This is a genomic window from Spiroplasma endosymbiont of Dactylopius coccus, assembly GCF_977110965.1.
This window is the reverse complement of record NZ_OZ373019.1, coordinates 536,420-548,301: the sequence shown is the minus strand read 5'-3', so window position 1 is coordinate 548,301 and position 11,882 is coordinate 536,420. Positions and strand designations below refer to the sequence as shown.

Below are 11,882 nucleotides of genomic sequence, written 5' to 3'. Positions count from 1 at the left end.
CCACCTTTTTTTAAAATATTTGATTAATTTTTAATACAATTTTTACTATAATAAATATAATTAAACCAGCAACAGCAGAAGATAATAAAACTCCTATTAAACCTAAAATAATTTTTATTATTTTAAAAAACATAATATTATTCCTGCAATTCTTGTAATTTTCATAAATTACCACCACTAATATTCATGTCTTCTCATTTAAAAACATCAATATTTTCATTTCTTGAACATAATAATTGTAATCTTCCACCCTCTTTTATATAAGTACTATATACTGTTACAGTTTGTGGAATACCAGAACCTAACGAATAAACAAAATCAGTAAATGTATAAATATCTGGTAATATTATTTTTTGTTGTCTTGGATTTAAATTAAATCATATACGATATAATTTATTTTCTTTACAATCATATCTAATTTCTTGATTTTTTATACCAGTAGTACTAATATTAAAGGCTACATCTTTTCATTTACCAATTTTTAAATCTTTTATTTTTTTAATTAATTCATTAATAGCACCAGCAATAGTTTTATCATTAGTTTCTAAATTAGCAATTTCAGTACCAAAAGTATTGAGAATAAAAGCATATTGAAATTGTGTTTTATCTATTTTATCTTCTAATTCTTTATCTACTTCTTCTTTTTTATAATAATCAGTTAAATCTGGGATATTTTTATTTAATGTTCTTAAATTAACAGCATCTTGTGGTTGTGTAGGGTCTGCTATATAAACAATTCTAGTATTATTTGAAGTAATAATTCTTTTTTCTTTAGGTTGAATAATATTAGGCGAATTAGGGTCTATTAATCATAATGATTCACCACTTCCACCAGTAGCACTAATAGTATTAGTTTTTTCATCAATTTTAATATTTTCACCAGCAATTAATTTATCTTGTTTTTTATCTAATAAATTATTAGTTTCTAGTTTTGTATAATAATCACGTTCAGTATTTTCTTCTACTATAAATTCAGTTGGTGTATCTATTCCTTGATATTGATATATTTCTTCTATATCACCAATTAAATTAATTTTTCCACGTTCAGGATAAGAATTACCGCCACCACTAAATTCTTTCTTTTTATTGTTATAGTAAATTGTTCCGGTATTTAAAATTGTTTTATTTTGGATTTGTTCACTATACGTCATGGAATCAACATTTAGCAATTCAAATTTATTAAAAACATTATTTAAATAAATTTTAATTACTTTATAAAATTTCATAAAGTTATTTTCTGTTGAATATTGATAACTGATTTTAATAAAATATCATTTAAATATTTCTATATTATTATTTTCAACTTTTTTTCATAAAGGACTAGTTTCAATATTAAATCAATTATTTTTAACATCATTAATATTTTCATTTGCTTTAATTAATTCAGTATTTAATTTGGTAATTTCATTTTCATTAGTAGTAATTCGTTTTTGTTGTTTAGCCGAAAAATCACAAGTTGGTGCATGAGTAAAATCACCAATTTGTGGATTATTTTGTAATGCTTCGGGTGGTAATGTACCAATTTCATCAGGTCAATCTAAAATCATTGTTTCAGTTTCTTTATCATAATCAGTTGCAACATAACCTTTATTAACAAATTTACTAACAGGACCTCTATATATTTCATTTTCATTATCATCAACTAAATCATCATATAATTTAATTTGTTTTGATAATGTAAATTCTTTTTGCTGTTCAATTAATTCATCAACTTGATTTCTAGTATAAAATGATTTTAAATCAATTTTTTCAACATCTATTTCATCATCATTATAATTTGATAATATTTGTTTTAATTCTGTTAGTCTTGCCAATATTTTCATTCTACTTGGTGCTAAATCTCAAACATTAATTGTAGGAATACTATTTGCACTAAATTGACTACCATTATTAAACTGAATAGTAGCATCAACATTAAATTCAATTGGTGTACGATTAAATACTCAATGTTCAGCGGTTACAAAAACCATATCTCTTAATGTTTCTTTAATTAATTCATCTTTAAAACTATCAAAAGGAAATTTAGATAAAATAAAACCAAGATAAGCATTAATATCATTTTGAGCACGAATAGCAAAAGTTTTAAATCAATCATTAACATTTGGTCATGTTTGTATATATTGCTGTGGTGTTTCTGTAATTTTTCCAGTTAATGGATATCAGTTATTATAATTTTCTAGACTGACACCAGTTCAAAGTTTATTAATCATATTTTATCATTCCTTAAAAAATGCTTTTTTATAATGTTTAGTTTTTGTTTTAGTTTTTCTATGTGATATATGTATAATTTCTTTTTGTAATTTCTTTTTACCTTTTTTTACAACTTGACTATATGCAAATTTTTCTAAATGATGTAATAATCCAGTACCAAATACAGTATTTACTGAAAATTTTAAACCAACACTTTTAAATGATTTATTAATATTTTCAATAGGATTATTAATAACATTTGCTACTTTATGATAAGTTCTTACGATTCTAAATATTTCTCTATATACTTTAAAACTATCTCTAATTATTTGTTGAACAACCGGCGGAGCAAATGCTATTGCTTTTAATCATTTATTTTGATTAACTCCATAACCAATGTATCAACCACTATATCAACGATATCAATGGAATGGATGTATTTGAGCAACAAAAGTTTCTGCTTTAAGAATACTATCAACAACTGTAATTGGTTTATATTTAGGATTACGATAATAAATAGTAATTGCACATTTATCTAATGATAAAGGTTGAATTTTACAACCCATAAATACTGGTGAATTTAATGGAATTAATTGTGCATGTTTAATTGCTCTTTTTTCTGCACTAGTAAATAAATCAGTTGCTTTTTCTTTTAATTTTTTAATTTTCTCAAATGCTTGCTTTTCTAACTTTTCAAATTTTTCTTGTAATTTATATATACTTTCTCGTAATTTTTCAAAATATGATGTATTTTTTCAAAATTTATTTAAACCTTTTTTTAAATAAAATCTAATATCCAAATATTTAAAAATTTTATTTGCATTTAAAACAATCTTATGAATTGAACTTTTTTTAAAATTAAATTTAATAGCATTAGCACGAATTTTTTGTAAATCTAAAATTAAAGTTTTTCCATATCTATTTTCTGTATGTATTGTATGAACTAAATTTAATCAATCATGTTGATTCATAGATAGTACTTTTTTTAAATCAGTATTATATTTTTTTAAAAAATTATTTGCTTTTTCAATATCTTTAATTTTAAACTTTGGAGTTAATTGAGGACTTAATTTTGTTAATGTATTTTGTAATAATAAGTAATCTTTTAACTCTTGTGCTTCTAATTTTTGAAAATTATTTTTATATTGTCTTTCAGCAACATAACCTAAATCTCGTAATACTGTTTCACGATTAGGAGTAAAACTATAATTCATTAAATAACGTTTATTACCAATAATTTTATCTGTTAAAATTTCTTTTCCACTTACTTGACTTATAATTTCTTGTAAGTTTTTTGCTTCTTTAATTCCAACTTGTTCTAATGTTTTAGTTTTTTCTGCTAATTTAATAAATTTAGTAGTACGATAACCACGACTAATTTTATTAAGTCCAGCAAATGCAGGAAGTATATTAAAGAAAGTATTTAATTTTGTTACATTTCCTTTTAAATAATCATAAACTTGATTAATAGTAAAATCAGTTAAAAACTCTACACCAACAGCACTAATACTAGCAATTAAATCACTTGCACCTAATCCAAGTGCTACGCTTTCACTTAATCCACCAGTAAAAGGAGCAAGTGCTACTGCTATAACTTGTACACCAATCATTTCTAAAATTTCTCATCAAAAACTTTTATTTTCTTGTTGGTTACTTGTTCTAGTATGTTTTGGTTTATTTATGTTTAAAAGTATTGCTGTACTAGTTGTACCGATTGGCATGGTATTAATTTCCTTTATTTAAGAGTTATTTTAATTGGATTTGTTGTTCCTTTATAATTTAAGTCATTAACATTTGCAGTAATAGTTATATATAAGTCACCTGCTTTTTGTTTTTGATTACTTACATTAGTTTTTCCTTGTGCGTCACTAAAATATTTAATAGTTGGATTTGTTAAATTTGGATTTAATGATTTAAGTTCATTAGTACTTTTTATTTGTGTATTTAATTCACTATTATTGTTATTAACATTTGCAGTAATATCAGTTGTTAAATTTGTAATTTTAGTTTTTAAATCAGTTTTATCAGTATTAATAATTCCACATGCCATTCAACGTGATGTTGTTTCATTATTAGAAATATAAGGTATGGCTTGACCTGTAACTTCTCCACCAACTAAATACATTCTTCCAACTTTACCATCTGCCACTTCTTGAACATAAATAATTGTATCTTGCAACATATATCTTTTCATTGCTCTTGGTGTTGCTAAAACAAATGACATAATTTCATCATCATTTTTATCATTTTTAAAAGTCATATAGTCATCCATTACAATTTGACATAAAACACCTTTAATATATAAATCATTACCATTTAATCTTAATTGTTGTGCAATTTCATTATCAGTAATTAAACCTTTATTATCTGCCAAATAAACTATACTATCATAAAGAGAATTAGTAATAAAGAATCTACAATTTGCAATATTTCTATATTGAAATAATGTATTTCATGCCCCCAACATTGCTTCTACATATTTAATTGCTTGTGCTTTTGGTTCTGTTGATTTTTCAATCATAAATTTAATTGCATATTTTGCAATTACATTAGTATTGTTATTAGCTAAATAATCTGCTAAATCATTAGCAACTTCATATTGCATACTTTGTAATAAATTTTGACCATTTTCTGCTAATAAATCTTTTGCTGCAATTGTTTCGCCAGCAACGGCTTCTTCTGTAATTTCTTTAATAATTTTATCTGTATCAGCATATCCAACATCTATTCTTTTACTTTTATCATTTCATTGAAGAACTTTAACTTTTGGGTCTTTTGGTTTTTTAACTATAAATTCAATTCTTGTTGAATTAACCATTTCGATAGGAAAAAAACTTGCCCACGGACTATTTGATTGTTTAAAAAATTCTATAAATTCTGGTGCTTCTACTAATTTTTCGGTATTATCTAAATTTTGTTTGAATGGTACTGCCATTTTTTATTTTCCTTCCTTATAATTTATTTTTATTTTTATAATCCAATAATGTACTTTTTATTGAATTTGGTTGATTTGTTATTATTGTTTGTGGTTTGCCACCTGTATTAATTGTTTCTTTAAATACTGGTTGTTCTTTAATCATTTTTTTAATAGTTTCTTCAATTTTTGAATTTTCTATATTACTTGTTTTAAATTTTAAATAATCATAAAATTCAGTTTTAACTTGATATTTTTTAAATATATTAATAATTTCTTTTTCTTTAATTTCTTGATTAAGTTTATTTAACTTATTTTCTGCTTCATTAACTTTATTTTCTATTTCTTGTGAAGAAGCATTATTTTCAGTTAAAGGTTCAGTTGTTTGTTGAACATTATTTTCATTTTCTAACATTTAACATTCTCCTAATCTTATCCCAATAATCAATCTTTAACTAATTGTGGCATTTCACTTATTAGTTTTTTATAATCATTAACAGCATTTTCTAATATATCAATATCAGAAAATTTAAAACAATTTCCTATATCTAAATCAAAATCTCTATCAATTTTGATATTATTTTTTCTATATTTTTCATTAAATTCAATTTTTGTCATATTATTTTTCTCCTTTATTAATTTTTTCATTTAATTTTGCTAATTTTTTTTGATGTTTTATAATTTTGTTATTTGCTCTAACATGTTTTGGAGTTGTAATAAATCTTTTTAATAAAACAATAATTTCTCTGCAAATTAATGTTCCAACACTTGTTCCAATAATTATTAATTCATGTAAAAATTCTTTCATCTCAATATTTTCCTTTCAATTATTTATTTTTTAATTATTCATCAAATTGACCACCATTAATTCTTTCAATCATTGATTGTGAATTACTTATAATTTTTACTAATACAGATATTTCTTTATTTAATTGTTCCATTCTTTCTTTATATGATTGTATTTCTTGATTATAATATTCAATTATTTTTTCTTTATTCATTGCTTTTCACCCCCTTTATAAACTCATGTGATTGTAATCTCAATTTAATGAAGCATTATCAGTATTTAATGGTACTTCGCTCATATTATCACTACCGTATTGACTGGTTGTTTCACTATTAATTGAAAATCTATTATCATTAATTAATCTTGTAGTTTCATTATTAAATGTTGTTTCTTGCATTTCTTCAACATGATGATTTGTTTCCATAGGTAATAAATTATGAATAATTTCAGATGCCCCAGCAATAATGGTAGGTACTGCATAAGCATTATTAAAATTATTATTTATACCCATAGCAACACCAGTACTAATCAAACATCCACCAGTTGACATATTACAAATTTTTCTTATTGTTTCAAATTTATTAGGTATTAACTCAGTTAATCCACTAATAAGATTTGAAATACCATAAGCATTTAAACTAATATATGTATCTCAATCCATTAATGACTGATTATCTTGTTTATCTAACAATAATCATGGTGGACCCTCAGTTGTAGTTGTAGTAGTTATTGGAGTTGGTTTTGTTGGAATAATAGGATTAATATTATTTTCTGTTCATTTACTATAATTTGCTAAACCGATTGTTCCTAAACCTAGTAATATTTTTTTAGAACTATTAATTAATTTTGTTTTAGTATTTGGTCTTTGATTTAAATTTCAAATATCTAAACCTAATTTTTTACCAAATAATAAACTATTAATTGAACCTAATACTGGATTTGCAATTACTTGACCATAATAAGCACTTGTACCAATCATTGCACAAATAGGACTTATACCAGTTCTAATTAATTTAGTTAATGTATAATTTGATTGATTTTCTATATTTGGCATTATTTAATTTCTCCGTTCATATTCAATAATTTTTCTAAAACATAATTAGTTTTATCAAAATTTATAATAAGTCATTTTTTTGTTTCTGAACGATTGTTAGTAACATTAATTAACTTTTCTATCGTATCGATTAACTCTTTTTTATCTGCTTTATCAAAAATGACTTGTAAAATTTCATCTAACATAATTTAATCTCCTTTATTTGTTTTTATCAGTTCTCTTATAACATCTAATAAGGAATCTACTACATAAGAATTTAATTCAAATTCATAATTTCTAATTTTAATTTTTTCTTTTTGCATTTATTTGTTCTCCTTTAATTTTCTAATTTTTTAATTGTTACTTTAATTCAACCTTGATATACATCATTATCACCAACTATTAATGCAACATTACTTTCGGGGTCAGAAACAATTATGTGTTTTGATTTAACATTTGGGTATTGTCTTAAAATAATTGCTCTAATATCATTACTTGTATGAATTGCTTTTGGAAATGGTGATAATATTTCAATTTCATCTTTATTTTCAAACAAAGTAGGTAATATTATCATTAGTCAAATTCTCCATTTTCTATTTTTTCTTTTATAGTATTAATTGCTAATAATATCCCGTAATGTGTATATTTATCTTGTTCATTTTTAAATTCCATAAAGTGATATTCATTATCAGTTTCCATATTTTTATAATATTGATTTAAATATTTAATTAATTGTTCTTTATTCATTATTTATTCTCCTTATTTAAATAATATCAACCAATTAATAAACTATCTGCTTCATCATGATTTGATATTGTTATATTTCAATTATTAGTTTTTATTATCATTATTTTTAAAACAATTTTGACAATTTGGTCAATTATAATTTTCTTTACAATCATTACACATTTTCATTTAGTTATTTCTCCTTATTATTTTTTGGATGTTGAAATTGAACAGCTAAACAATCATTACAACGAAATATTAATTCAATGCTTACATCTTCATGTTTACAATTAGTCATTAGTTAATTTCTCCGTTTTCTATTTTTTTAATTAATAAACCAAAAATTCCTTTAAAATTTATATTTTTAATATGTTCAAGTAATTTTTCTTTATTAATACAATTTTTATGTCTTGATTTATTAATTTCATCAACTTTAATTCTATGTTCTTTACAGTATGCTCTACCATATTCATCAAATTGCTCTTCTGTTATATTTTCACATTGTATTTGTTCAAAATTTTCATCATGTGGTGGTATTAAACTAGTAAATTTAGTAGTTTGACTAAATGTACATCTATTCATTATTTTTTCTCCTTATTTTCAATTTGATTAGCAATTTCATTTAATATTTTCAATACTTTATATTCATTTTTTAATTCTTTAATAATAAATATTAAAAATATTATTAGTGTTATACTTGTTATTAATATCGGTACTATTAATAAAATTTTTCATAATATCATTTTTTTACTCTTTTCATTTTTTAAATCATTTAACATTAATTGAACAAAATGCACGATTTTTAGGAATATTTAAAGTATTAAAGATTTCACCAGTTACTATAATTTCATCGTTTTTGTTTAATAAAATACAGCGTCTATAAAGTTTTGGTTTATTAAAAATTAAAGTAACATAGTTTAATCCATTTCATTGACCACGAACACTATAATATAATTCTTTATTACCTTTTTCGTAATATTTTGCTTCAATAGTGTTACTAAGTTTTACTGTTAATTTGACATAATTTGTTTTATCTTTCATTTTTATAATTTCCTTAAATAATTGTCAAAAATTAATATTTTTTTATGATTTTTTAAATAATATTGAATATGCTTATATGCATCTTGTTCATGTTTTGTTAATTTTATATTTCCTTTATAATTTGTTATTTTATTTTTATTTTTTGGTTGGTTTTCTAGATAATCTCAATTCATAACATCTTGTACTAATACCATTAATGAACCAATAATTTTAGGAGTTGCTAATGGATTAGTTAATAATTGTTTTGAATTTAAAAAGAAATTTTCTACAATAACTAATATTTTTTTATCAATAAATTTTTCTTTAATTAATTGAAATTTTTCTTTATAAATATTTTTAGTTCATAAAACAGTTAATGTATTGAATGTTTCATTAAAAACAATATTATTAGTTTCATTTGAATATATAACAATTCCATTATTACCAATACCAGCAGGGTCAATTCCAATAATTAATTCATATTTCATTATTAATCAAATTCTCTGCATTGTATTTTATTAATTAAAATTTTAATAATATCAATTGAACCTTTTAATTTATTTAAATAATATATGTCTTTTTCTTTATTATATTGTTCTATATCACTATCTAAAATTAAATTTAATCAACTAATTAATTTTTGTTTATCCATATTTATACCTCCTACTTAACCTAATATTTAAAATACAGTCATAACAAATTGCTTTACTATTTTTATCTCTTAAAAAATATTTTCTTGTTTTTATATCATTAGTATTAAAGAATAAATAATCTAATTTATGTTGTTTACATGTTCAACAAAAATACTTTTTCATAATAATTCTTTCTAATATATTCTGTTGCTTCTAGCATAAAGAATATATATTTTGATTTTTATATTATTAATACTATTAGTTTTATTCATTCCAGAAATTCTGGGCTCAAAAATAAATTGTGAAATTTTAAAAAACATTGAGGCATTCGATTCAATATTTATTTAATTTGTGTTAAACAAATTAATATTTTAATTGAACCGGCACCGCTCAATTTTTTTTACAAGTTTGAAATTTATTTTCTCGCCCAAAAATTTTTTCAAAAAAAATAAAAAATAAAACCAACACTTGCTCACTGGGGAGTGGCAAGGTTGGTTAAATAAAGAATAGAATTAATACAATAGGTCCCTACAACAGGTCTATATATACTAGTTTCCAATTCGCTCCCACCCCAAGAATTACCATTAATGGTTAGTATATTTTATTAGGTATCACTCCACTTTTTATTTATTCATGCAAGTCCACATGCTCTAGCTACTATTTTTAACAACTGTGTTGTAGTTCACTTTTTTAGTTCCCTAACACGTGTTGATAATAGCGTTAAAGAGGGTTATTAATTATTAACTTTCTCCTACTTGGTCACTGCGTGTAGTAGATATTTAAAGAGTGTTAATAATAAAAATTTTAAAATTTTACAATTACAAAAAAAAGACAAGATTTTTATTCTCGTCTTTTGTAATTTATTTTTAATTCAAGGGTAAAAAAAGAAAGGAGCTATTTTTAAAACTTTTTAGTTACCGACATCTTCGCCACGCTCCCACAAAAATTACTATTAGTTATATCTGCACTATAGCCTTTAATAATTTTTATTTAGTTATGTAATAATTAATTACTTTAATAAAGTACAGATTTATCAAAATAATTAATTATAATTGTTCAACAATTAAAAATGAGAGTTTTATCTCTCATTTAATTTCTTATTAAACCGTATCCAAGTTTGCAATGCGCCCATTATAATTAAGTAATATTTAGTTTTTATTTTGATATTTTTTTCTAAAATTATTTTGAAAAAAATATTAATTTAAAATTCGTGGTTTAGATTGAAAAGTATTACTAATACCATTATTATTACTACTATTACTATCAACAGTATTATTTATAATTGGCTTAATACGCATATCAAATATAGTAATAGCAACATTTTTAATACTAATAAAAAATTGCTTTAAAAAATCTAATTGTTCAAATGTAAAATTTAGTTCTTGATTAGTAATCAAATCATTAATTTTTTTAATATCATAATTATTTTCATAATATATAGCAAAATTATCACATTGATTTTGTTTGATCAACATAAAAAAAGAATCAATAGTATTATTATCCAACTCTTCAATTGGTAATGCTTTTAAAATTTTAGGTTCAGTATCATTATAAGTTGTTGTTACTTTATATAAAATTTTTAAATCATTATCAATTTTATATTTTTCTAATTTATAATTTTTTAATTGATTGTTATCATTAACATAATATGATTTGTTTGCCATTTGATTACCACCTTTAAATAAAATAAATCCTTTTTCAATTTAAATAAATGAAAAGAGATTTAAAAAAAATAAATCAATCAAGTATTAGTTCTTATTTAATTTTACAACTAAATTATTTAGAAATAAAGTAAATCTATAATAAAATATATTATTTTATTATAGATTTAAATTTAATTTATATTAATTAGAAAATTTATTATTTGCCTGGAGTTCCAACAGCCATTTTTTTTCAAGAATAACACTATCAAAATGTAACTGTAAAAATGCGGGTTCACCATCATTAAAAGTTTTTATTTCTTCTGTGCCGGTAGGTGAACTAAAAAAATGAGTTGTAAAAGATGTATTTAATACTTTAAGTAAAGACTCAAACTTTGTTTTGTTTAATTCATCAGTAAACTCTAATTTAAAACCAGAAGTTGGCTGATCGGCCTTGAATCCTTGATCAGCAGTTAGTTTTAAATCAGTTAAAGGTTCTTTTATAATATTACTTGTTATTACCTTTGAAACATTTAAATTTGCTGCCTTTATATTAATATTATAAGATTTAACAAGCTTAGCAGCAGTTTTGCTACTCATAATATCAATTTGACAAATACCATCCGCTACTTTAAAGTCAGTTGTGTCAGCAACTGATATTTCACCTGGAGCAGAAGTTTTAATTGTTACAATTAAATTGGTAATAGCATCAACATCGGATTCTGAATAATCATTATCTTGATTACCAGATGTAAATCCCAATTCCCTTAAAAAGGTTGCAGCATCATCATCTTTTGCTTTCCATTTACCATCAGTAGAACCTTCAACTAATAACTTTTCTTTAAACAAATTATCTTTAATAAGATTAGTAGAGTCAGCAGTGATAATACAAGTTCCAAGATTATCAAAATTTATTACTTCATCAATTTGGATGGGTTAC

20 protein-coding genes are annotated in these 11,882 nt (G+C 22.7%); all 20 read right to left on the bottom strand.

Going from position 1 to position 11,882, the window contains the following annotated elements; translation table 4 throughout:
• Positions 1-10 precede the first annotated feature (10 nt).
• Positions 11-133, bottom strand: a complete 123-nt coding sequence (locus ACXUB0_RS03490) for a hypothetical protein (protein WP_255495889.1) — start codon at positions 131-133, stop codon at positions 11-13.
• 4 nt (positions 134-137) lie between these two features.
• Positions 138-2,210, bottom strand: coding sequence for a hypothetical protein (locus ACXUB0_RS03485; RefSeq protein ID WP_458257526.1), 2,073 nt, complete (start codon positions 2,208-2,210; stop codon positions 138-140).
• 3 nt (positions 2,211-2,213) lie between these two features.
• On the bottom strand, positions 2,214-3,911 hold the full coding sequence (locus ACXUB0_RS03480) for a hypothetical protein (RefSeq protein ID WP_458257527.1): 1,698 nt from the start codon (positions 3,909-3,911) through the stop codon (positions 2,214-2,216).
• A gap of 14 nt (positions 3,912-3,925) precedes the next feature.
• Positions 3,926-5,125 carry a hypothetical protein gene (locus tag ACXUB0_RS03475; RefSeq protein ID WP_458257497.1) on the bottom strand — a complete coding sequence of 400 codons (1,200 nt, stop codon included), beginning with the start codon at positions 5,123-5,125 and terminating at the stop codon, positions 3,926-3,928.
• 16 nt (positions 5,126-5,141) lie between these two features.
• The gene (locus tag ACXUB0_RS03470; protein ID WP_458257496.1) at positions 5,142-5,519 is read right to left on the bottom strand and encodes a hypothetical protein; all 378 of its coding nucleotides are present in this window, start codon (positions 5,517-5,519) and stop codon (positions 5,142-5,144) included.
• Between the two features lie 17 nt (positions 5,520-5,536).
• Positions 5,537-5,722 carry a hypothetical protein gene (locus ACXUB0_RS03465; RefSeq protein ID WP_458257413.1) on the bottom strand — a complete coding sequence of 62 codons (186 nt, stop codon included), beginning with the start codon at positions 5,720-5,722 and terminating at the stop codon, positions 5,537-5,539.
• Between the two features lies 1 nt (position 5,723).
• The gene (locus tag ACXUB0_RS03460; protein WP_174481134.1) at positions 5,724-5,912 is read right to left on the bottom strand and encodes a hypothetical protein; all 189 of its coding nucleotides are present in this window, start codon (positions 5,910-5,912) and stop codon (positions 5,724-5,726) included.
• 34 nt (positions 5,913-5,946) lie between these two features.
• Positions 5,947-6,105 carry a hypothetical protein gene (locus tag ACXUB0_RS03455; RefSeq protein ID WP_458257360.1) on the bottom strand — a complete coding sequence of 53 codons (159 nt, stop codon included), beginning with the start codon at positions 6,103-6,105 and terminating at the stop codon, positions 5,947-5,949.
• A gap of 15 nt (positions 6,106-6,120) precedes the next feature.
• On the bottom strand, positions 6,121-6,945 hold the full coding sequence (locus tag ACXUB0_RS03450; protein WP_458257528.1) for a hypothetical protein: 825 nt from the start codon (positions 6,943-6,945) through the stop codon (positions 6,121-6,123).
• Positions 6,945-7,130 (bottom strand): hypothetical protein, encoded by a 186-nt coding sequence (locus ACXUB0_RS03445; protein WP_458257529.1) that lies wholly within the window; start codon positions 7,128-7,130, stop codon positions 6,945-6,947. The genes ACXUB0_RS03450 and ACXUB0_RS03445 overlap by 1 nt, the downstream gene beginning before the upstream one ends.
• A 131-nt stretch (positions 7,131-7,261) precedes the next feature.
• Positions 7,262-7,498 carry a hypothetical protein gene (locus ACXUB0_RS03440; protein ID WP_174480108.1) on the bottom strand — a complete coding sequence of 79 codons (237 nt, stop codon included), beginning with the start codon at positions 7,496-7,498 and terminating at the stop codon, positions 7,262-7,264.
• Positions 7,498-7,671: a hypothetical protein gene (locus ACXUB0_RS03435; RefSeq protein ID WP_458257492.1), complete on the bottom strand. Its 174-nt coding sequence runs from the start codon at positions 7,669-7,671 to the stop codon at positions 7,498-7,500. Before ACXUB0_RS03435 ends, ACXUB0_RS03440 begins: the two co-directional genes overlap by 1 nt.
• Positions 7,671-7,826 (bottom strand): hypothetical protein, encoded by a 156-nt coding sequence (locus ACXUB0_RS03430; RefSeq protein WP_458257491.1) that lies wholly within the window; start codon positions 7,824-7,826, stop codon positions 7,671-7,673. Before ACXUB0_RS03430 ends, ACXUB0_RS03435 begins: the two co-directional genes overlap by 1 nt.
• Positions 7,827-7,947: 121 nt before the next feature.
• Complete coding sequence (locus ACXUB0_RS03425; protein ID WP_458257490.1) at positions 7,948-8,232, bottom strand: hypothetical protein; 285 nt, start codon at positions 8,230-8,232, stop codon at positions 7,948-7,950.
• Complete coding sequence (locus tag ACXUB0_RS03420; RefSeq protein WP_342266587.1) at positions 8,232-8,393, bottom strand: hypothetical protein; 162 nt, start codon at positions 8,391-8,393, stop codon at positions 8,232-8,234. Before ACXUB0_RS03420 ends, ACXUB0_RS03425 begins: the two co-directional genes overlap by 1 nt.
• 4 nt (positions 8,394-8,397) lie before the next feature.
• Positions 8,398-8,691 carry a hypothetical protein gene (locus ACXUB0_RS03415; protein WP_458257489.1) on the bottom strand — a complete coding sequence of 98 codons (294 nt, stop codon included), beginning with the start codon at positions 8,689-8,691 and terminating at the stop codon, positions 8,398-8,400.
• Positions 8,692-8,693: 2 nt separating this feature from the next.
• Positions 8,694-9,158 (bottom strand): hypothetical protein, encoded by a 465-nt coding sequence (locus tag ACXUB0_RS03410; protein WP_458257488.1) that lies wholly within the window; start codon positions 9,156-9,158, stop codon positions 8,694-8,696.
• A 2-nt stretch (positions 9,159-9,160) separates the two neighbouring features.
• Complete coding sequence (locus tag ACXUB0_RS03405) at positions 9,161-9,322, bottom strand: hypothetical protein (RefSeq protein ID WP_458257487.1); 162 nt, start codon at positions 9,320-9,322, stop codon at positions 9,161-9,163.
• A gap of 1,176 nt (positions 9,323-10,498) precedes the next feature.
• Positions 10,499-10,966 carry a hypothetical protein gene (locus ACXUB0_RS03400; RefSeq protein WP_458257763.1) on the bottom strand — a complete coding sequence of 156 codons (468 nt, stop codon included), beginning with the start codon at positions 10,964-10,966 and terminating at the stop codon, positions 10,499-10,501.
• 180 nt (positions 10,967-11,146) lie between these two features.
• The gene (locus ACXUB0_RS03395) at positions 11,147-11,791 is read right to left on the bottom strand and encodes a hypothetical protein (protein WP_458257762.1); all 645 of its coding nucleotides are present in this window, start codon (positions 11,789-11,791) and stop codon (positions 11,147-11,149) included.
• Positions 11,792-11,882: the final 91 nt, after the last annotated feature.